Genomic DNA, 21,970 nt, shown 5'->3' with positions numbered 1-21,970 from the left:
CGAATGCCAAAAAAGCAGTAAAAACACGAAAAACCTTTCCTTTTGTGCCTTTCACAGCCTGCCCACCACCTTTGTCTTAGAGTGAGCCAAATAAGACAAACTCATTCTATAAAACAGCTGCGGTCTCTTTCTATGAGATCCTGCATGGAGTGTATGCCGCCTGCAGGCTGATTCAGCACATATACTTCTTTCTGAGTCTCCCTTAAAAATCCCTTCTTGCACAAAAAATCAATATACTGTTTAACCGCTTCTGAAAGACACTCTTCGCTGCATTCGAACCTGAGTGCAATGTTCTTATTATGAATGTGCAGTTTGCACTGCTGCAAAACGGCTGAAAAACGAATTGGCGCACGTTTATCTCCAAGATCCGTCATAAACAAATAAAGAAACCCCTGCCACACAAAAACCGGACTCTTAAAAACTGCCCCTTTTCTAACAGGAACAAACACTTCAGTCGGCAGAAAAGAAAAAGGCGTCTGCCGCTTCTCATAAAACAGCAGCCTAAGGCGATTTGTTTCCTTTGAGTTAAACCGATGGGGTTTATGGCGAAAACGGTGAATCGCTTTCGTCCAGCCTGAATATTGAAATGAGGGTTTCGGTTCAGTGAAAAAAAGATCGCCTGCACCTGCCCGATGGATAGGGATCGTTTGGACTGAGGAATAAGAATGGTTTGTGTAGAATGGAATGATGTGGCTGAGCCGGAGAAAAGAACGCCTTTCAGGACAATAACATATCAGCTCTCTGTATGGACTTGCATTGATAAACTGCCAATGAAAAGCTGAAAGCTGATAAAAGGACGAAGCAGTCCGTTTTAAGCGGCTGTATCCCATAATCCACTGCGGGATGATTCCTTCTTGTTTGAAGCCCTCTGTCCGCTTTTGAAAGACATCTGGAGCGATAGTGGCGCATTGATATTCAACAGCAAGCATATGCTCCTTAATTCTTGCCATGACGTCCGGTCTTTGGTTGATTGTCCTTATATACGGCTCCAATATTGGTGAAGCCCGTTGCGTTTTCAGCCATACATACAGCTGTCTTTTTCCTTCTAAGTGGTAGGCGCTTTCCGGTTCGATGTCTATGGAGCAGGATTTGTTCTGTTTATGGGCAAAATGCGGCGCTTTTTGAAGTCCAAGCTTCACAGCTAGCTCTCCCCCGCATACCGGACAGAAGAACCGTCTCCGCTTTAATTTCTGGTTTTGCTGAGCGCCTAGAAGGTGAAACATTTGGCCGTCTTCAGTCACAGCACTAAACAATTGTCATCTCTCCTTTCCAGATGAAGTATACTTTCTGGAAAAGATGATCAACTCCTGTTCGCTGTATTTTCCGTATGTCTATATGTTTTTGATTTTTTACATCTCTAAAATGGCATTTTCGTGCATAAAAAAAACCGATTTCCGGAAGGAAATCGGTTTGCTATGATGCAAAGTGTTTTTTTATCGTTTCTAGAGCATGCTCTGAAATAATCAGCTTGCCGTACTCTTCAAGACGGTGTATGCTGATTGAGGATTCATTTGCGTACTCCAGCAGGATGCTTAGCTGATTTTCAACCTCTTCATCAGTCATATTGCAAAAATCTACATATAAATAATATCGGTTCTCAAACGAATATAAAGTCGTTTTGCTTCCGTTAACGTTCAAATTAGATAGAGAAATAACATCCTCAAAATCGCCAAATCGCAAGACAAATTGAAGCTTTTGCTCCTTCTCTTCCTGATTGACGGCTTGCTCTTCTTTCTGGAAATCATCCAGCAAGGCGTCAAGATCCTCAGATGCTGGTTCTTGCTTTTTATCCTCAGGAATCGGCAGTTCGAGCTTTTGTCCGTCTTTGGAAAGCTGGGCTTTTGTGACGATGATTTCTAATCCTTTGTCCAGTGCCTGAACTTGAATCCAAAGTGGGCCTTCCACAGCGAATTCCTCTTCTTCATGAACTTCATCCATGACTTCCCAGAAAAGTTCTTCACTGCGCTCACGGTTATACCAAATTTCTTCTCTGTCAAAACCGCGATCTTCAATATCTCCGTAAGACATATAAAATTTTACTGTATGCTCGTTAATTCTTTCAATTTCCATTTGCCAACCTTCCCTTCTATATAAGATGTTGAAGGGACATCTAAGCTCCCGATTAATTGTACTTTACTACACTTTACCCATTCCGTCCACATCTTAACCTTAACCAAGGCCAGTGTGAATTCCTTTGTATTTCTATTTTATGATAAAACAGTCACAAAAGAAATAAAAATGCACCTTTGCCTAAAAAACGGCAGATCAGGCGGCTGATATCATAAAATATGACCTGTCTCATATAGTAGTAGTACAAGCGAAGGACTGAAAGCGAGGTGCCGCTTCATGGAGCATGACTATCTGATTTCTCTGCTTGTCATTGTTGGGATTGACCTGATCCTCGGCGGAGATAACGCGGTTGTTATTGCCATGGCCAGCAGACATTTGCCGGACAAGCAAAGACAGCAAGCCATTATTCTCGGAACATTTATTGCCGTTGCTATGAGAATCGGATTAACAAGTGCAGCAGTATATCTTTTGAACATTCCGTTCTTGCAGTGCGCCGGCGGAATTTTCCTGCTGTATTTAGGATATCAGCTGCTGATTGAAAAAAAAGACACGAAACACATTAAAAGCAGCACCTCCCTGTGGAGAGCGATACGAACGATTGTGCTTGCAGATCTCTTTATGTCGCTGGACAACGTCATCGCAGTTGCGGGAGCATCACACGGTGAGTTTTCTCTCGTTGTTATAGGTTTGTGTGTATCGGTTCCGGTTATTATTTGGGGCAGCAAACTCATCCATATTGCACTAGAGAAAATACCGCTTCTGATTTACGCGGGAAGCGGGCTGCTTGCTTATACTGGCGGAGAAATGATTGTCAGAGACAAAAAGCTGTCGCTTTTTATGGCGCAGCACGGCACAGTTGAAACGCTCCTCCCCATTTTGACGGTTGCGTTTGTCATTCTTGCGAGCATTTATTACCAGCAGGTTGAAAAATAATAAAAGAAGGCTGATGACTCAGCCTTCTTTTGATGATACGATCTATTAGTTTGCCAAACGCTGTGCTTCTCTTAATTGGAAAGAGCGAACTTTTCTTGGCAGGAAACGTCTGATTTCGTCTTCGTTATATCCGACCTGCAAACGTTTTTCGTCAATGATGATCGGACGGCGAAGCAAACCTGGATGCTCGTTGATCAAGCGGTACAAATCTTGCAGCGGCATAGATTCAACGTTCACATTCAGTTTTTGGAATACTTTTGAACGGGTTGAGATGATTTCATCTGTTCCATCCTCAGTCATTCGAAGAATTTGTTTTATTTCATCAATTGATAAAGGTTCAGAGAAAATGTTTCTTTCTACAAATGGAATATCGTGCTCCTCGAGCCACGCTCTCGCCTTTCTGCATGAAGTACAGCTTGGTGATGTGTATAGTGTAACCATTCATCTTCACTCCTCTAATTAGTAGGATGAACATCTATTTTATTCTTAAATTGAAATTACTCTAAAAAAGGAATCTTTACAGGTATTATACTATAAAAAAGTAAGTGTGAACAGTATCCTAAGAAAAAAATGTGTCAATCCAGCAAATTTTTAATGTTCATGATATGTTCTAATTCTCAATTAGCTTAACTGATCGAAAATATTTTTTTGTTTTTCTTCATCAATGAGTTTCAGGACTTCATCCGTTTTTTCGTACGATTCCCCGTACCATTTCTCGTCTTTATAAGTATGAATGTTTTCATATGTTTGTTTCATGGCTTCAAGAATTTCTTCTTCTGATTCTGTTTTTGGTGACCAGTACAGAATCTCCATCTTGTTTACTTCATTCGTAGCCAATGACCGGCGCCGGTACCCAATTGACTGAGCATGCTTGAAATGCTCTCTTTGATAAAACCTCAGGCGTTTTTCTGTATCAGTATCATCTTCATCCACAGGTTCCACCTCGAGCAATATGGGCTTATTTTTCTTTTTCAGCTTCGCGATCAATTTGCCGCCAAGCCCCTGCCCTCTTGCATCCTTAGACACATACAGATAATCAACGAAGATAAAAGAATCGAATTCCGCAAACATTAAAATATGATGTTTGCCTTCATCTTTATGATAAATATCGCTTCGCTCTTTCAGAAGAGCTTCCATATGCGCTTTTGATTTCATTTCTTCAATTGGAAAGTACTCGCTAAGCTTTTCATACCAGTTCATTGATTTGCTCCTTATGAGTTCGTTGTCTTCATACTTTTAGATATACCCCATTTCTTCTTGTTTAAACAGCCTTACATCTATAAAGACGTGCGAACTTCCGCCATGGTTTCATTTTTTTTCAGCAAAAACGGAGCCAGCTGCTCCGTTCATTTTGAAGTGTATCTCATTGAACTCGGTTTTCCCGCCTGTAATGAATCAGGCGGGGCTGCGCCAGTGCAATCAGAAATGTCATGATATATAATGCAGCAGCCGCAATAAAAGCTATTTTCGCACCAGCAGCATCAGCCACTAGCCCCATAATGGAGTAGGTGACGCCTGACCAAGGAGTCAAAATCGCATTTTTTGCAGCCATGATTCCGATTCGTTTCTGCTCGGGAATAACTTCCTGCAGCATGGTTTCCTGGCAAATATCACGCACCTGATAAAAAGGCCCCATTGCAGCACAAGCCAGAGCGCATAAAAATGGGACTGGAGAAAATGAAAACAAAAGGGTCAGCGCCGACATTACAAGCGAGCTGAACATAATGGCATAGCCCATATTCCGCTCAAAAAAAGAAGAAAAACGAATGGCAATCACACTGCCGACAATTGCGCCTATAAAATAGGAAGCGTTAAACATCCCCCACCACACCTCTGTTTCATGCAAAACAGCCGCAGTAAATGCGAGGAGAATGGCAGATGACCATACGGAACCCGCCAAAGCTTCTATCATGTCCATTACAGTAATGTCTCTTACAATAGGGATGATCATTAAATCCTTCCATATACTTCTGACAGATGCTGTTTCAGCAGTTCCTGCAGCCTCTTCTTCATTTACATGCAGCACACTGATGGAAGCTCCCGATAGAACAAACAGGCAAATGGCAGCGCCGACAACGAGTTCAAAAGGGACGGCGTACGTCAGAAGGCCTCCAAGGCCCCAGCCTGCTGTTAAGAACAATTGATTCGAGAGGGAGATCACACCATTCGCTTTTACATATTGCTTCTTTGGAACAATAATCGGCAACAGCGCAAATCTTGCCGGCTGAAAAAAAGCGCCCGCGAAGGAAAAACAAAACACAAACAGCAGCGTAATCCAAAAGAATGCCTGTCCGTGATGAGTGACGCTGTATGCCATCAGGATTGTAAAGACCGCTCTCAGCAGATTCGCTCCCGCAAGCACCTTTTTAAAACCGAGAATGCGAAGCACCGGAGAGACGCAAAAGCTTGCTGCTATACTCGCAAACGACATGAACGATAAAATAAGGCCCGCCAAAAAAACGGAGTCAGTCATTTCATAGACCCGGACCATTAAAACGATTGTGACGAGGACTCCTGCTAAGGATTGAAAAGATTGAGACAGCAATAGCGCAAAAACATTTTTGTTATGCAGAAATTGAATCGTATTTCGCCTCCGCTTTTTCCTCTAATTGTAAATGTTATCATTCTCACTTTCTATGAGGACGCAAAAAAATCCTTCAAGAGATTTCTCTTGAAGGATTGATGAATCATGAAAAAGCTTTAAATTCGGCTTCCGTGCACATCACAAAATGTCCCGGTTTGACTTCACGGAATTCCATCGTTTCCCCATCCTTTAATTGATGGACGGACGGATCATATTTCTGGCGAACTCGATTTCTCTCATAGTCCGGATCTGGAAGCGGAATCGCAGAAAGCAATGATTTTGTATATGGGTGAAGCGGATTTTCATAAAGCTCATCTGCCGGCGCAAGCTCAACCAGTTTCCCGAAATACATGACGCCAATGCGGTCACTGATGTATTTGACCATCGATAAATCGTGAGCAATAAACAGGTATGTGAGCCCTTTTTCTTTTTGCAGTTCTTTCATTAAATTCACGACCTGCGCTTGAATGGATACATCCAAAGCGGAAATCGGCTCATCCGCGATAATGAATTCCGGATCAACAGCAAGCGCTCTGGCAATCCCGATTCTTTGGCGCTGGCCGCCGGAAAATTCATGAGGATAGCGGTTCGCGTGTTCCTTGTTCAATCCCACTGTTTCCAATAGTTCATGAACTCGTTGCATCCGCTCTTTTTTCGTTTTTGCCAGCTTATGAATATCAAGGCCTTCAGCAATAATATCAGCAACTGTCATTCTCGGATTCAGGGATGCATATGGGTCTTGGAAAATCATCTGCATTTTGCGGTTGAATTCCAGCAGCTTTTTCCGCGATTTTTTCCCGTGCACATTTTCACCGTTAAACAGCACCTCACCATCGGTTGCTTCGTACAGCCGGATAATGCTTCGGCCTGTTGTCGATTTACCGCAGCCAGATTCACCAACCAGCCCTAATGTTTCACCTTTATAGATATCAAATGATAAATCATCTACAGCCTTAACCGTTCCCCTCGGCGTGACAAAGTGCTGTTTTAAATGTTTGATTTCTAATAGTTTTTCAGTCAATTCATTCACCTTCTCTCACTAAGACAGGTTTTTCAAACGTGTTTGCCAGTTTACGCATTTTCGCTTTTACCGCTTCAGGCGGCTCTACCTTTGGCGCGTCGGGATGAAGCAGCCACGATTTGACATAATGAGTATCAGATACCTTAAACATTGGCGGCTCCTGTTCAAAATCGATTTTCATCGCATAAGGGCTCCGCAGGGCAAAAGCATCTCCTTTTGGCGGGTTTGTCAAATCAGGCGGTGTGCCCGGAATGGCAGTCAGCTCTTCCTCTCCTGAACTTTCCAGTGTCGGCATGGATGCAAGAAGCCCCCAAGTATACGGATGTCTCGGATCGTAGAAAATTTCGTCTACCGTACCTGTTTCTACAATCTGTCCCGCGTACATGACAGCGACCCGGTCAGCAACATTTGCCACAACACCAAGATCGTGTGTAATAAAGATGATGGACGTATCAATTTTCTTTTGCAAATCCTTCATCAATTCCAGAATTTGCGCTTGAATCGTTACATCAAGTGCAGTGGTCGGCTCGTCGGCGATCAGAAGCTTCGGATTCGCCGCAAGCGCCATCGCAATGACAACCCGCTGCCTCATACCGCCTGAAAATTCGTGCGGAAATTGGTTCACCCGCTTTTCCGGCATTGGGATACCGACTAATTCCAGCAGTTCAACCGCGCGTTTTTTAGCCGCTTCCTTCGAGATCTTTTCGTGTTTAAAAAGCACTTCCGTAATTTGTTTACCGACCTTCATCGTTGGATTTAAAGAGGTCATCGGATCTTGGAATATCATGCCGATCTCTTTTCCCCGGACATTTTGCATTTCTTTTTCGGACAGCGGCACCAGATCCTTTCCTTCAAACAGGATCTCACCGCGTTTGAAATAACCCGGAGGCATTGGAATCAGCTTCATAATCGCTTGAGAGGTTACACTTTTTCCGGAACCTGATTCTCCAACAATGGCCAGCGTCTCCCCTTTATCCAGATGGAAATTCACTCCGCGGATCGCCTGGACCTCTCCGCCATATGTTTTAAATGAAATTGCTAAATCTTTTACTTCTAATAGGCGTGTCACCCGTATCACTCCCTTATTTACGTAACTTAGGATCCAATGCGTCTCTTAATCCGTCGCCGACAACGTTGAAACCAAACATTGTAATGCAGATAAATCCGGCAGGGAAGAATAAACGCCACGGATAATAGGTCAATGCAGGCAATCCGTCAGAAGCCATCGTTCCCCAGCTTGCCAGCGGAGCTGGAACACCAAGTCCCAAATAGCTTAAAAAGGCTTCTGTGAAAATTGCAGTAGGAACTGTCAGTGTCATCGTGACCAAAATAGAACCCATTGCGTTTGGCACGATATGTTTAAACAGAAGACGGGATGTTTTTGCACCCAGTGTCTGTGATGCAAGCACATACTCCTGATTCTTCAGCTGCAGCACTTGTCCGCGCACGATTCTGGCCATATTAATCCAGCCTGTAATCGTCATGGCAATAATAATCGTAAATAGACCTTTCGGAAGAACAACCATCAGTAAGATAACCATTAATAATGAAGGAACTGCCCAAAGGATATCAGCGATACGCATCATGATTTCATCCGTTCTGCCTCCGCGGAAGCCTGAAATGCTCCCCCAAATGACACCGATCAGCAAATCAAGAACAGCGGCTGCAACACCGATAAAGATTGAGATTCGCGCCCCTACCCATGTACGGACGAAAATGTCCCGTCCAAGATCATCTGTGCCGAACCAGTGATCTTTTGAAGGCGGCTTATCCGCATTTAAAAGATTAGTAGTTGAATAATCATACCTTGAGAACACCGGCGCAAAAATTGCCATAAGGATAATAAGTACGATAATGATAAGCCCGACCATTGCAAGCTTATTGCTGCGGAAGCGAAGCATCGCATCTTTCCAGAGGGAAAGGCTCTTTTTACTTATTTTTTCTGCATCGCCGGCATTCGCTGCGGCTGGTTCAAACATGTTTTTTGGAATGTTCTGCATGGCCTAGGCTCCTTTCTTTGCTTTGGAAAGCTTGATTCTTGGATCAATAATGCCGTAAAGCACGTCTACGATTAATACACACAATAGCAGGATGACACTGAAGAACACCGTTACACCCATAATGACTGTATAATCACGGTTTGTAATACTGTTTACGAAGTGGGAACCAAGACCCGGGATCCCAAAAATCGTTTCAATGATAAAACTTCCCGTTAAGACCTGGGCGGCCATCGGGCCCATGTATGTAACAACCGGCAAAAGCGCGTTTCGAATGGCGTGCCGCACAGTAACTGACGGACGAGACAGCCCTTTCGCTTTCGCAGTGCGGATATAATCACTGTTTAACACTTCGATCATGCTTGAACGGGAAAGTCTGGCAATGAACGCCATCGGCATGGAAGCAAGTGCGATTGAAGGCAAAAAGGTGTATGCCCAGGACTCCCACCCCGCGACCGGAAACAGCCCAAGCTTCATGGAGAACACATATTGCAGAACAGCCGCCATGATAAAGCTTGGAACCGAAATACCAAATATCGTTAAAATCGCGACGGTATAATCCTGCCACTTATTATGGTAAAGAGCTGCAATGACTCCAAACAATACACCTAATGCTAAAGCGAGGAGAATAGCTTCTGCTCCAAGAGTGAATGAAACGGGGAAACCTGAATTGATCAGGTCGTTAACACTCTGACCTTTATATTTAAATGATGGTCCGAAATCCCACATTGCAACTGATTTCAAATAACTGACGTATTGTACAAACAGCGGCTTGTCCAAGCCATAGTGCGTATTTAAGTTTGCTTCAATTTCAGGCGGAAGCTTTTTCTCACCTGAAAATGGCCCGCCCGGTGCTGCTTGCATTAAGAAGAATGTCACAGTTACAATCACAAATAGTGTGATAATCATATAGACTAAGCGTCTTCCGATATATTTTAGCAAGGGGGAACACCTCCATGGTTTCTACTTTTTTATATTCTTCAGTAAGAAAGGTATATGGGAAATAGGTCCCCATATACCTTGAGGTTATTGTTTTCACAAATAAGACTTATTGAAAGTACGCGTTTCTGAAGTAAATTTCTCCAGTTCCAGTAATAATAGTTCCTTTCAGATTTTCGTCTTGTACCCAAGGAATCGTATAAAAATAAATTGGAGCTACCGGCATTTCATCAATGAAAATACCTTCCGCTTTTTTCAGCAGCTCTGCACGTTTGTTTTGATCTGTTTCAGTTTGTGACTGATTCAGCAATTTTTTGAATTCTGGGTTTTCCCAGCCTGTATCGTTATTTCCTCCGTCTTTGTCACGGAACAATTCTAGGAAGTTTATAGGATCGTTAAAGTCCCCAAGCCAGCCCATACGGCCGATTTGATAATCTTGGCTGTGGAGCTTATCAATATAGACATTCCATTCTGAGTTATCAAGCTCAACATCAACGCCTAAATTTTTCTTCCACATTTCTTGTACAGCTTGAGCGATTTTCGCATGTGCATCATCAGTGTTATAAGACAATTTGATTTTCGGAAGGTCAGATGCCTTGCTTAAGCCCATTTCTTTTAGGCCTTTTTCAAGGTATTCTTTTGCCGTTTTAACATCGTTGTCTTTGTAGTAGCCTTCTTTGTTATCCTCAAATCCCTTCATTGTCGGCGGCACCGCAGCCATAGCCGGAATTTGTTCACCTTGCGTAATGTTTTTAACAATCGATTGACGGTCAATCGCATAAGATAATGCTTTACGGATATTGACGTTGTCTAACGGCTTAGCTTCAGTGTTGAATTTGTACCAATACACACCTGCCATCGGCTCAACATGTAAAGAACCGTCTTTTTTCAAGGAAGGGAGAGATTCTGTCGGAAGCTGCCCGAGCGGCAAACCGGCCCAATCAAGTTCGCCAGCTTGGAATTTTTTCAGTTCCGTATTGTTATTGTTGATCATAACCATATCGATTTTCTTCAGTTTGACTTTGTCTTTATCCCAATACTGGTCATTTTTTTCGAGAGTAATAGAACCGCTGTGTTTCCATGCCGTCATTTTGAACGGCCCGTTTGATACATAATCATCTCCGGCATTTGTATTCCACTTTTTATTTTTCTCTGCAATTTTCTTATTGATCGGCATATACGTATAGAACGCAGTTAATTCAGTGAAATATGGAGTCGGGTTATTTAATTCAACCTTCAGCGTTTTGTCATTCACAGCTTTTACTGCCACATCGTCTAGGCTGCCTTTGCCGGTATTCGCTGCTTCAGCACCTTTTATGTAGTAGAGCTGGTAAGCGTATTGTGATTCGTTATTAGGATCAAGCGCCCATTTCCAAGCATATTCAAAATCTTGTGCTGTTACAGGGTCTCCATTAGACCATTTCACACCATCACGAATGGTAAATGTATATGTCTTTCCGTCCTTGCTCGTTTCAATTTTAGAAGCCATGCCTTCTTCAGGCTCACCATCTGCATTGATACGTGTCAATCCTTCAAAAGTCTGACGGATGACACCGCCTGATACTGAATCATTTGCCAATCCCGGATGTAAGGAGAACGGCTCAGTTTTAATATTAATGTTAAGTGTCGTCTTTCCTTTACTGTCCTTTTTCCCTTCACCGTTTGATCCGCTGCCGCCAAAGCCGCACGCGCTCAGCACGAGAGTGAAAATGAGCATCAACGTGACAATCGACCAACGTTTTTTCATATTCGCAAACCCCCTAATAATAATTTTCAGCTCCTTACGGCTAAATCCTCAGAAATATCAGACAAATGAACCTGAGTTTCCACAACTTTTATTCTGTTCCGTCTTTTCTGATTATTTTTGTAAAAAAGCTGTACCAATAGAGTGAACAAGTTCATTATAATGAAACAAATAATTTATTGCAATATTATTTTATCAATTTAAAATATTTAAACTTCGTTAGTTTTTCTTCCATGAACATAATATCCTTCTACCATTTAAAGCATAAATTGATTAAAAACTTTTTCATGTGTTTTCTGCCCATATTGCTTTTTACATATAATATCTGCCTGTTTTTACGCTGATAGCAGTTATCATTTAAGGATTTTACAGCACCCGTGTTATTTATATTATTACAATTTTACTGGAAAAAAGAATGTTTTTTCATGATGACAATTGGTTATAATTGATTTATAATGAAGCAATCAAAAGAAAAGCTTGCTATGAAAAAGAGTAGTACACATTTCACCTGTTTGAAGAGAGTCTGCGGTGCTGGGAGCAGATAACGGGCAATGTGGAATGGACTTTGGAGCAGCTGACCGAACTGGAAAAAAGTAGGCTCAGCCGGAGCAGTCTCCGTTACAAACGTCAGAGTGATTTCATTTTAATGGAATAATCAGGGTGGTACCACGGTTCATTCGTCCCTTTTTTACAGGGGAAGAATGAGCCTTTTTTATTATGTTTTAAGAAATGAGGTTGATGTTTTCATGAAACAAACGATTTTTTCAGGCATTCAGCCAAGCGGCTCAGTGACGCTCGGCAACTATATCGGTGCAATGAAGCAGTTTGTCGAACTGCAGCATGATTATAATAGCTATTTTTGCATCGTGGACCAGCATGCGATAACTGTTCCTCAAGACCGGCTTGAGCTTAGAAAGAATATCCGCAATCTCGCAGCGCTTTACTTAGCTGTCGGACTTGATCCAGAAAAAGCAACATTGTTTATTCAATCAGAGGTCCCCGCGCATGCGCAGGCCGGATGGATGATGCAGTGTGTCGCATATATCGGCGAGCTTGAGCGGATGACTCAATTTAAGGACAAATCCAAAGGCAATGAAGCTGTCGTCTCCGGCCTGTTAACATATCCGCCGCTAATGTCCGCTGATATTCTGCTGTACGGAACGGATCTTGTGCCTGTCGGTGAGGATCAAAAGCAGCACCTTGAGCTGACGCGGAATCTCGCAGAACGCTTCAACAAAAAATACAACGACATCTTCACGATTCCGGAAGTGAAAATTCCAAAAGTCGGTGCACGCATCATGTCTCTGAATGATCCGCTGAAGAAGATGAGCAAATCTGATCCGAACCAGAAAGCTTATATTACCCTGCTGGATGAGCCGAAGCAGCTTGAAAAGAAAATCAAAAGCGCTGTAACGGATTCTGAAGGCATTGTCAAATTTGATAAGGAAAACAAACCGGGCGTTTCCAACCTTCTTACAATTTATTCAATCCTCGGCAATACGACCATTGAAGAGCTTGAAGCAAAGTACGAAGGAAAAGGCTACGGCGAGTTTAAAGGTGATTTGGCAGAAGTCGTGGTGAACGCATTAAAACCGATCCAGGACCGCTATTACGAGCTGATAGAATCTGAAGAATTAGACCGGATTCTTGATGAAGGCGCGGAACGAGCGAACCGGACAGCAAACAAAATGCTGAAAAAAATGGAGAATGCCATGGGTCTTGGAAGAAAAAGACGCTAATCAAAAAACCGCTCTTTGCAAAGAGCGGTTTTTTTAGTTGACCTTTGATTCGTTTTCCATTTCCCAAAGCTTTTCGAAAAAAGGCTGTCCTTTTATTAGGTTTTCGCAAAAAGCTAGGTGCTTGTCCGACCAGCCTTCAATTGTTTCGTTATACAGCATGTCCCAAATCTCTTCAAAGCTCATCCTTTTGATTTGTTCATACATATGCGGATTCCACTCTGTGTACCAGTAGCCAATTTCCGCTCGGTTTTTCAGCCCTTTTAATTGGTCAAGCGCCATAAACATCAGCTGCTTGATTTGCCGTTCTTTTCTCGTCAGTCCTCTGACATGTTCTGGTGCTAATGATAAGATGTGATATTCCTTGGAGGATTCCAGCTTCTTTGGCTCAAATTCATATGTTTCAGGCTCTACATCTTTTACCATTTCATAAACGAGCTGCTCCTGTCTTGGGATCAGACGGCTTTTTCTGACAGGGATCGTGTAGCCGATCGTGTCGACAGCTAAAATGCCGATTCCGTCTGTTACGACAAAACAATACTCAAGCTTTGTCCGCTCATGATTTTTCCGAATGTACGATTTCTGATGTACGTCTTCAAGCAAACCTTTCGGAAGCTCTGACAAATCGTTTTCTATGTAATGAAACAGTACTGACGGCACCCTTAACAGCGGCACCTGATCCAAAAGCTCAACCGTATCTTCCTTGCGCCATTCGTGAAAGTGGCATACATTGTAGCCATTTTCTTCCCCTTCAAACCAATTGACCCACACATCATGAAGAAATAACATCTCTAACCCCTCACTTTTATAAAAACTGTTGTCCACAGTATAGGCAAGGGATAGAGAAATTATTCCAAAGAGATTGAGGAAATCTGGAATCACTGGGTTTATGTAAGAATCATAAAAAGCAGATCTCTTTGTATATTTTCTGACAAAAGGAGACCTGCTTTTTTCTGATTTGGTGATATTTTATAACAGATATGATATTCATTTTTATTTAATATTTTTCGGGTCAAGCGCATCCCGCAGGCCATCACCGACAAAGTTGAAGCATAAAACGGTCATTAAAATAAATAGCCCGGGAAATAACGGGTACCACCATGCTTGAATCATTACTGTGAAATTCTGTGCGTCTTGAAGCATGTTCCCCCAGCTAGCGATTGGCGGCTGGATTCCAAAGCCTAAGTAGCTTAGCGCCGATTCAGCTAGAATAACAGACCCCACTTTCAGCGTAGCTGACACAATAATCGGTCCTAACGCATTGGGGAGGATATGAGAAAAAATAATTTTGTGCGTTTTTGTTCCAATTGTTTTAGCAGCAAGAACATATTCCCTTGAACGGAGCGACAAGAATTCTCCCCTTACTAATCGTGCTGTTGTGGTCCATCCTGTGAGACAGAAAATTAAAATCAGTTTGTCCACACCCGGCTTGAAGATGGTGACCAGCGTGATCAACAAGAAAATATCAGGAATGGATAACACAATGTCAACTACACGCATGATGACAGCATCCACTATTCCTCTGAAGTATCCAGCTAATGCTCCTAAAACCGTTCCGATCAAAATCGAACCGACTACGGACGCAAATCCAACCAATAAAGAGACACGCGCTCCATATAGGATCCGGCTGAAAATATCACGTCCAAATTTATCCGTTCCCATCAGATGTTCAAGGCCCGGCGCCTTATATTTATCAAGCAGGCTTTGCTGCTCTTGGGGATAAGGTGCAATTAAAGGGGCGAAAACAGCCGACATAATAATGATAAAAAGAATAACGGCACCTAAAATGGCCAGTTTGTTTTTCGAGAATTTTTCCCAGAAAATCTTTGTCATTGTTTCTGGCTTTTTCGAAATATTTTCTTTCAGCCTGATCTCCGGCGAGGGAGTTGTTTGTAGCTCTGACATCTCTGTTTCCCTCCTTTTAATATTCGATCCGCGGATCAACAATCGCGTAAAGGATGTCTGCAATGAGGTTTCCGACAACGACAAGAACCGCCGAGATCACAGTCATTGCCATGATAACCGGATAATCGCGCTGGAATGCTGAATCGACAAACAGCTTTCCTAATCCCGGCCAAGTGAAAATCTGCTCTACGACAACCGCTCCGCCAATAAAGGAAGGAATCATTAAGCCGAAAATCGTAATAACAGGCAATAGTGCATTCCGCAAGCCGTGCTTAAATAATACTCGATTCTCTTTGAAACCTTTTGATCTGGCAGTCCGGATATAATCTTGATTTAAAACATCAAGCATATTGGATCTTGTATATCTCGTTAAGCCTGCCATATCAGCTGTCGCCAGCACAAAAGCGGGTAAAAGCAAATGATGAATCCGGTCTACTATACTGAAATCTGAGTTCAGGGTGGCGACTCCCCCGGTTGGAAACCAGCCGAGATTCACGGCAAACACCATGATCAAAATTAATCCGAACCAAAAATTCGGAATCGCCAAACCGATGAATGAAGTAAATGTAATGCCGTAGTCCAGCTTCGAATAAGGTTTTTTTGCAGAAATTACCCCGAATGGGATGGAAATGATCAGCGCCAAAATTGTTGACACCAGCATCAAGAGGAGTGTGTTTGGCAGCCTTGCTAAAATCAGTTCTGAAACAGGCGTCCCTTTTCTGATGATGGATGTGCCGAAATCACCTTGGACCATATTGCCGAGCCATTTTAAATATTGAACATACTCAGGGTCGTTGAGACCGTATTTTTCAATAAACTGAGCCCTGTCTGCCTGGCTGATCGTAGGGTCCATCATAAGTGTCATCGGGTCCCCTGGAGCGGCTTTCATAATAATGAAAGACAAAATTGTAATTCCCAAAAGAATAGGAATCGAAGATAACGTTCTTCGAATAATATATGTAACCATATTCTTGTCCCCTTCGTTGTTCTTTTTCAAATTCAAAGGGGAAGGAAACGCACTCCCTCCCCTGCAAGGGAAAATTATTGGGCAAGCCACCATTTTTCAATTTGGTACAACTCGCGTTTTGGATGATACACATAACCCTCTAAGTTAGCCGGCATCGCCATATGGTTGTTCGGATAGTAAAGGAAGGTATACGGCTGATCTTCAGCAAGTTTTTGGTAAATCTTTTCGTAAGCTTTTGAGTATTCGTTACGGTCACTGATTGATTTTGCATCTTTGAGAAGCTTATCAACTTCAGGGTTTTTGTACCACATGTTATTTAAGCCTTTTTCAGACTGGCTAGAATGGAAGATATCGTAATGGTCTGGGAACGTTGATAAACTCCATCCTAAAACCATTGCGTCATAGTCCCAATTAGGTGGATTTGTCTGTTCTACTAATGCACTCCACTCAACGATTTGCGGCGTTACCTTAATCCCGACTTTCTTCAATTGTTCTTGAACAACAACTGCAATGTCTTCACGAACTTTATTTCCTTGATTCGTTTTCAGTGTAAACTCGAATTTTTTACCGTCTTTATCGAGGATGCCGTCACCGTCAGTATCTTCCCAGCCGGCTTCTTTCAGCATCTTCTTAGCTTTTTTGACGTTGTATTCAAATTTAGGAACCTCTATATCTTTCGGATAGTTCCATGAAACCGGACTTTCAGGGATATAAGCGACCTTCCCGTCCCCATCTAATACGGTTTGCACCATTGTTTCACGGTCTAAAGCTGTCGTAAGCGCCTGGCGCACTTTTTTGTCTTTAAACAGCTCATTTTTCTCATTCCAGCCGATATACGTATAGCTTAACGCTAAATCTGTTACGACTTTGACATTATTAAACGATTCAGCTGTCTTATAGTCAGTTGACGGCACGTTAAAGAAATCAATATCTCCGGCCTGAAGCTGGGCAACTGCTGCATTGGCGTCAGGAATGATTTTATACGTGACACTGTCTAAATACGGACGGCCGTCATAGTAATCATCATTGGCAACAAGCTTCACGTATTGTCCGTCTTTCCATTCTTTAAATTTGAAAGGCCCTGAGCCGATTGGATTTTTTCTATTAAATTCGTTATCTTCAAGCTCTGCAACCGGTACATCTTTTAAAATGTGCTCAGGCAGAATCCCGTAGCTGTCTAACGTATTGTTATAGAAGTTAGGGTCTTTGTATTTCAGCGTAAATAAAACCTCATAATCGCCCTTTTTCTCTACTGATTTCAGCATTTCAAAGTTAGAGCCGCGCTCTCCTTTGTAATCCTTATTAAGCGGAATGCTGTACGTAAAGACGACATCATCGGCAGTAAGCTCTTCTCCGTCATGGAACTTAACGCCTTTTTTGATTTTTACGTCATATTTCAATCCGCCATCCAGCTCTTTCACACTTTCCGCCAGTGACATTTTGACATTTAAGTTTTCATCGGTTTTCGTTAAAAAGCTGTAAATCATTTGTTCAATATCTGTACTTGATTCATCTGTTGAATATAATGAGTTGAAAAGTGTTGGCGCTCCGATTGAACCAACAACCAAATCCCCGCCTTGCTGCGGTTTGCCTGCTGATTTTTTCGCGCTGCTGTTGCTCGATTTTGATCCCGAGCAGGCTGATAAAAAGATGGCCAGAACCATCAATACACTTAGCATCATCAGTGCGGTTTTCCGTCTTTTCATTAGATATTCCCCCTCTTGAAATGTTCGTTCTTCTCAGCTGTTGTTTATGTAGTGTGCATACCCCCTCTCAAAGCTGTGCGGGCAACATTAGCTATAAAGGTGACAAGCCACAAAGTGGCTGGGAGCAGCTTCTTTAAATTCTGGTATTTGTTCCTTGCATATCGATTTTGCAACAGGACATCTTGTGTGGAATACGCAGCCTTTTGGCGGGTTGGCCGGACTAGGCAGTTCTCCCTTCAGGACAATGCGTTCACGTTTGACAGATCCTCTTTTTCTTGTAACCGGAACGGAGGATAAAAGCGCTTGGGTATATGGGTGAAGCGGGTTGTCATAAAGCTCATGCTTGCCGGTCAGTTCCATCATTTTGCCAAGATACATTACTCCGACTCTGTCGCTGATATGGCGTACGACACTCAGATCATGAGAGATAAATAGATACGTAAGATTAAATTCTTCCTGTAATTCCTCCATCAAGTTAATCACTTGGGCCTGAATGGATACATCAAGTGCGGAAACCGGCTCATCTGCAATGATCAGCTCTGGATTCAAAGTGAGTGCTCTGGCAATGCCGATCCGCTGGCGCTGGCCGCCGGAAAATTCATGGGGATAACGGCTGGCAAACGACGGGTGAAGCCCTACTCTTGCAAGCAGCTCTTCAACTTTTTCGTTTCGTTCACGCATGGTATACATGTTGTGCGTATTAAACGGCTCCTTTATGATGGAACGCAGGGTCTTTCTCGGGTTTAACGAAGCAAATGGATCTTGGAAAACCATTTGAATATTTTTGCGGACACTCTTCCGCAGCTTCTCCTCTGAGAGATTGGAAATATCCTGCCCTTTAAAAAGAATTTGGCCCTCTGTCGGTTTGTACAGTCTGATCATCGTTCTGCCGGCAGTCGATTTTCCGCAGCCCGACTCTCCAACGATTCCGAGTGTTTCTCCTTTTTTTAACGAAAATGAAACACCATCCACCGCTTTTACATCACCGACTTTTCTTTGAAAAAGGCCTGACCGGATCGGAAAGTATTTTTTTACGTCACGAAGCTCTAAGATTGTTTCTTGATTAGCTGCTGTCATGATTGTTCGGCACCCTCTTCCTCATATAAAAAGCATCTCACCGTTCTTCCGCTTTTGTGTGTCAAAAGCGAAGGCTGATTTGTCCAGCACTTATCCATAGCTTTCGGGCACCTTGGGGCAAAACGGCATCCCGGCGGCAGATTATCCGGTGTAGGCACACTGCCTTTAATCGCATTTAATTTATCAATCTCTCCATCTATAACAGGAATTGACGTAAGCAGGCCTTCTGTATACGGATGAAGCGGTTCTAAAAATAAGTCATCAACGGTAGCGTTTTCTACGACTTGTCCGCAGTACATGACAATTACTCTATCGGCAGCCTCAGACACGACACCTAAGTCGTGTGTGATCAGAAGAATCGATGTATTGAACTTCTGACAGAGATCTTTCATGAGCTCCAGCACTTGGGCTTGTATTGTCACGTCCAGCGCTGTCGTTGGTTCATCAGCAATGAGCAGTTTAGGATTACAGCTCAGTGCGATGGCAATCATCACCCTCTGTCTCATACCGCCGGACAGCCGATGCGGGTACTCTTTCATAATTTGCTCCGCCCGGGAAAAACCGACCATCTGCAAGAGTTCAACAGCTCGTTGACGGGCTTCTTTTTTCTTCATGTTTTTATGGTAAATCAGCACTTCGGTAATTTGTTCTCCGATTGTTAACACCGGATTAAGGGAGGTCATTGGTTCCTGAAAGATCATGGATACTTCGTTACCGCGGATTTTGCAATAATCGTTTTCAGTGAATGAGGTGAGGTCTTTGTCTTCGAGTTTAATAGAGCCGTCCATGATTTTTCCGCCTGAGCTTTGGACGAGGCCCATAATTGATAAAGAAGTAATGCTTTTTCCGGAGCCCGATTCACCTACAAGCGCGACGGTTTCGCCTTTGCTGATGTGAAAATCGACTCCGTCAACCGCAGGGATCGGCTCCTTTTTCCTGAAAAAATAAGTCTTTAAATTATTCACTTCTAAAAGTGTGCTCATGCTAGCTCCCCTTTCCCCCCTCTTGTTGTCAAACGTTTTCAAGAGAAAGCAATCCCTTTATTCAGAAATAATAAATAATATTGAATTATCGAAAAATTTTATAGTTGTATATTATTACAATCATTTTGCAAAATCAAGAATTTTTTAGGATAAATGTAATATTATTAATGAAATTCCATTATTTTATCCTTTTAAAGCATTGCATCCAAAAAGGTTTCAGCAGGAATGGACAGTCCGTCTGCGGTGCTTGCCTTACTGGCAGTTAAATATTTTTTTACAATATTGAATCCAACTGCGTATCCAAGCATTTTTGGCTGATATCCTTTGCCGAATAACAGCTGGGGAAATAATCGATTATCCCGTTTGATATCCCGATGGGGCGCAATCTTTTTTTCATATAAAGCCTGAAGCTGCTCCGGTGTATACCAAGTCGTCCATTCAGCCGTTTGACTTCGGCCGAACCTCTCATAAACAGCATATTCCGCCAGCCCTTCCATGATGATTGTATCAAGTAATGTGACATCCTTTTCCTCTTTTGTCAGATGACCTAACCGGCAAACGTGATGATACTCATGCGTCATAAGGGCAGATACTGACCCAAAATCTAAATCTGACGAAAGAAAAAGGAACATTTTGTCTTGAAAGGCGAGTCCTGATTTTGATCCGAATTCTAAACGAATTCTCCTGTTTCGTTCATCAACCGGCAGCGTGACAATTGGTACATCAGGACCTTGCCATTTGTTTTTGAGGTACTGTTCTTCCTTTTGGATATGTCCGTAAAAACCTTTTTCCTTCAGCTTGGAAACAGTCTGAATACCCTCTTTTATGTTTTTAAACATCCCATGATGCTGAAGGTGTCCCAGAATGCCCTTCCAGTTCTTTTTCTCCGCACCTGAAAAAAGCGGGATAATGTAATGCGCCAAATCATCTATTGAATCAGCCTTCCTGAGCCAGCTATATGTTTGTTCTACACTCATGTGATCGCCTCCTCTTTTAATCCTATGCACACAAAAAAAACCGGCTACCCTTTGGGGGCAGCCGGTTTGGCTTGATTATGATTGATATTTCTTAAAGATTAATGTTGCGTTGTGTCCGCCGAATCCTAATGAGTTGCTGAGAACATAATTAAGTTCCTGTCTGCGGGCTTCATCAGGCACATAATCCAAATCACATTCTTCGTCAGGTGTTTGAATATTGATTGTCGGCGGAATCACGCCTTCTTTAATGGCCAGGATAGAGAAAATGGCTTCAATACCGCCGGCTGCTCCTAAGAGGTGGCCTGTCATCGATTTTGTAGAGCTTACCGCAAGTTTATGCGCATGCTCGCCAAAAACGGTCTTAATCGCCATTGTTTCGTATTTGTCGTTGTAATACGTGCTTGTCCCGTGAGCATTGATGTAATCAATTTCTTCAGGTGCAATGCCTGCATCTTTAATGGCTTCTTGCATCGCTCTCGCTCCGCCTTCACCGTCTTGGGCCGGCGCTGTGATATGATAAGCGTCTCCGGTTGATCCGTAGCCGACAATTTCTCCGTAAATTTTAGCGCCGCGGGCCAGGGCATGCTCAAGTTCTTCAAGAACGATAATCCCTGCACCTTCCCCCATGACAAAGCCATCACGGTTTTTATCAAACGGGCGGCTCGCTGTTTTCGGATCTGGATTAGTAGACAGCGCTTTGTTGGCACTAAAGCCGGCGAATGACATTCTTGTCAGCGGCGCTTCTGTTCCGCCTGTGACCATCACGTCTGCATCGCCGCGCTGAATAACCTTAAACGCGTCACCGATGGAGTTCGTTCCTGTAGCACATGCTGTAACCGTACAAGAGTTCACTCCTTTTGCTCCTAATGCAATAGAAATCTGGCCTGTCGCCATGTCAGGAATCATCATTGGCACGAAAAACGGGCTTACCCGTCTTGGGCCTTTTGTTAAGAAGATTTCAAATTGAGACTCTAGTGTTTCAAGTCCTCCGATACCGGAGCCTACCCAAACACCGACTCTCGGTGCGATCTCATCGGTAATGTTAAGATCTGCGTCTTCAACCGCCATTTTCGCAGCCACAACCGCATATTGTGTAAAGCGGTCCATTTTTCTGGCTTCTTTTTTATCCATATAATCTTCAACATTAAAATCTTTTAATTCAGCGGCAACTTTTGCCGGATATTCTTCAGCGTCAACACGAGTGATCGGACCGATTCCGGACACACCGTTGATTGCGTTATTCCAACTTGTATCGACGTCGTTGCCAAGTGGAGATAATGCTCCAAGTCCTGTAACAACTACTCTTTTTTTAGTCATCTTGTGTGCACCTC

22 protein-coding genes and 1 other annotated feature are annotated in these 21,970 nt (G+C 42.9%); of the genes, 3 read left to right on the top strand and 19 right to left on the bottom strand.

From position 1 onward, the window contains the following. Positions 1-101 precede the first annotated feature (101 nt). Entirely contained in the window at positions 102-1,253 is a 1,152-nt protein-coding gene (coiA, locus tag NYE20_RS06275; protein ID WP_161621488.1) for a competence protein CoiA, read from the bottom strand. 43 nt (positions 1,254-1,296) lie between these two features. Here coiA and NYE20_RS06270 point away from each other — a divergent pair, with 43 nt between their 5' ends. Next, positions 1,297-1,419, top strand: a complete 123-nt coding sequence (locus NYE20_RS06270) for a hypothetical protein (protein WP_161621487.1) — start codon at positions 1,297-1,299, stop codon at positions 1,417-1,419. Here the strand turns inward: NYE20_RS06270 and mecA are convergent. Together mecA and NYE20_RS06260 are read right to left on the bottom strand one after the other, a co-directional pair. After that, entirely contained in the window at positions 1,414-2,070 is a 657-nt protein-coding gene (mecA, locus tag NYE20_RS06265; RefSeq protein ID WP_003232942.1) for an adaptor protein MecA, read from the bottom strand. The two genes, NYE20_RS06270 and mecA, sit on opposite strands and share 6 nt — an antisense overlap. Next, complete coding sequence (locus NYE20_RS06260) at positions 2,037-2,177, bottom strand: hypothetical protein (protein ID WP_119122854.1); 141 nt, start codon at positions 2,175-2,177, stop codon at positions 2,037-2,039. Before NYE20_RS06260 ends, mecA begins: the two co-directional genes overlap by 34 nt. 169 nt (positions 2,178-2,346) lie before the next feature. Here NYE20_RS06260 and NYE20_RS06255 point away from each other — a divergent pair, with 169 nt between their 5' ends. Further along, a complete protein-coding gene (locus NYE20_RS06255; protein ID WP_003232944.1) occupies positions 2,347-3,003 on the top strand; it encodes a TerC family protein in 657 nt (218 codons plus the stop codon). Positions 3,004-3,048: 45 nt separating this feature from the next. Here the strand turns inward: NYE20_RS06255 and spx are convergent, their stop codons facing one another. From spx to oppA, 8 genes are all read right to left on the bottom strand, one after another. Continuing rightward, positions 3,049-3,444, bottom strand: coding sequence for a transcriptional regulator Spx (spx, locus tag NYE20_RS06250; protein ID WP_014476435.1), 396 nt, complete (start codon positions 3,442-3,444; stop codon positions 3,049-3,051). Positions 3,445-3,624: 180 nt separating this feature from the next. Then, positions 3,625-4,203: a GNAT family N-acetyltransferase gene (locus NYE20_RS06245; RefSeq protein ID WP_003224597.1), complete on the bottom strand. Its 579-nt coding sequence runs from the start codon at positions 4,201-4,203 to the stop codon at positions 3,625-3,627. Between the two features lie 163 nt (positions 4,204-4,366). After that, positions 4,367-5,584, bottom strand: coding sequence for an MFS transporter (locus NYE20_RS06240; RefSeq protein ID WP_161621791.1), 1,218 nt, complete (start codon positions 5,582-5,584; stop codon positions 4,367-4,369). Positions 5,585-5,690: 106 nt separating this feature from the next. Then, the gene (gene oppF, locus NYE20_RS06235) at positions 5,691-6,608 is read right to left on the bottom strand and encodes an oligopeptide ABC transporter ATP-binding protein OppF (RefSeq protein WP_003239287.1); all 918 of its coding nucleotides are present in this window, start codon (positions 6,606-6,608) and stop codon (positions 5,691-5,693) included. 1 nt (position 6,609) lies between these two features. Then, entirely contained in the window at positions 6,610-7,686 is a 1,077-nt protein-coding gene (gene oppD, locus NYE20_RS06230) for an oligopeptide ABC transporter ATP-binding protein OppD (protein ID WP_072173823.1), read from the bottom strand. A gap of 4 nt (positions 7,687-7,690) precedes the next feature. Next, positions 7,691-8,608, bottom strand: a complete 918-nt coding sequence (gene oppC / locus NYE20_RS06225; RefSeq protein ID WP_043857278.1) for an oligopeptide ABC transporter permease OppC — start codon at positions 8,606-8,608, stop codon at positions 7,691-7,693. A gap of 3 nt (positions 8,609-8,611) precedes the next feature. Continuing rightward, the gene (gene oppB / locus NYE20_RS06220) at positions 8,612-9,547 is read right to left on the bottom strand and encodes an oligopeptide ABC transporter permease OppB (protein ID WP_161621486.1); all 936 of its coding nucleotides are present in this window, start codon (positions 9,545-9,547) and stop codon (positions 8,612-8,614) included. Positions 9,548-9,653: 106 nt separating this feature from the next. Next, positions 9,654-11,291, bottom strand: coding sequence for an oligopeptide ABC transporter substrate-binding protein OppA (oppA, locus tag NYE20_RS06215; RefSeq protein ID WP_021479550.1), 1,638 nt, complete (start codon positions 11,289-11,291; stop codon positions 9,654-9,656). A gap of 470 nt (positions 11,292-11,761) precedes the next feature. Continuing rightward, positions 11,762-11,976: a binding site (T-box leader), on the top strand. A 58-nt stretch (positions 11,977-12,034) separates the two neighbouring features. Between oppA and trpS the strand changes: the two genes are divergently transcribed. After that, positions 12,035-13,027: a tryptophan--tRNA ligase gene (trpS, locus tag NYE20_RS06210; protein ID WP_339184802.1), complete on the top strand. Its 993-nt coding sequence runs from the start codon at positions 12,035-12,037 to the stop codon at positions 13,025-13,027. Positions 13,028-13,060: 33 nt separating this feature from the next. Here trpS and NYE20_RS06205 read toward each other — a convergent pair whose 3' ends face one another. From NYE20_RS06205 to fabF, 8 genes are all read right to left on the bottom strand, one after another. Beyond that, positions 13,061-13,813 (bottom strand): YjbA family protein, encoded by a 753-nt coding sequence (locus NYE20_RS06205; RefSeq protein WP_003239298.1) that lies wholly within the window; start codon positions 13,811-13,813, stop codon positions 13,061-13,063. Positions 13,814-14,017: 204 nt separating this feature from the next. Then, a complete protein-coding gene (gene appC, locus NYE20_RS06200) occupies positions 14,018-14,929 on the bottom strand; it encodes an oligopeptide ABC transporter permease AppC (RefSeq protein ID WP_003232961.1) in 912 nt (303 codons plus the stop codon). Positions 14,930-14,945: 16 nt separating this feature from the next. Beyond that, entirely contained in the window at positions 14,946-15,896 is a 951-nt protein-coding gene (locus tag NYE20_RS06195; RefSeq protein WP_014476430.1) for an ABC transporter permease, read from the bottom strand. A gap of 74 nt (positions 15,897-15,970) precedes the next feature. Beyond that, complete coding sequence (locus NYE20_RS06190; RefSeq protein ID WP_032725394.1) at positions 15,971-17,602, bottom strand: peptide-binding protein; 1,632 nt, start codon at positions 17,600-17,602, stop codon at positions 15,971-15,973. Positions 17,603-17,689: 87 nt separating this feature from the next. Further along, positions 17,690-18,679: an oligopeptide ABC transporter ATP-binding protein AppF gene (gene appF / locus NYE20_RS06185; RefSeq protein ID WP_041056494.1), complete on the bottom strand. Its 990-nt coding sequence runs from the start codon at positions 18,677-18,679 to the stop codon at positions 17,690-17,692. After that, entirely contained in the window at positions 18,676-19,662 is a 987-nt protein-coding gene (gene appD, locus NYE20_RS06180) for an oligopeptide ABC transporter ATP-binding protein AppD (protein ID WP_003232965.1), read from the bottom strand. Before appD ends, appF begins: the two co-directional genes overlap by 4 nt. A gap of 191 nt (positions 19,663-19,853) precedes the next feature. Next, on the bottom strand, positions 19,854-20,639 hold the full coding sequence (locus NYE20_RS06175) for a DUF2268 domain-containing protein (protein WP_032725393.1): 786 nt from the start codon (positions 20,637-20,639) through the stop codon (positions 19,854-19,856). Between the two features lie 75 nt (positions 20,640-20,714). Next, the gene (gene fabF, locus NYE20_RS06170; protein WP_003244890.1) at positions 20,715-21,956 is read right to left on the bottom strand and encodes a beta-ketoacyl-ACP synthase II; all 1,242 of its coding nucleotides are present in this window, start codon (positions 21,954-21,956) and stop codon (positions 20,715-20,717) included. Positions 21,957-21,970 lie beyond the last annotated feature (14 nt).

The organism is Bacillus sp. FSL R5-0416 (assembly GCF_037975425.1).
Taxonomy (GTDB): Bacteria; Bacillota; Bacilli; order Bacillales; family Bacillaceae; genus Bacillus; species Bacillus subtilis.
This window is presented reverse-complemented; position numbering and strand designations above follow the sequence as displayed.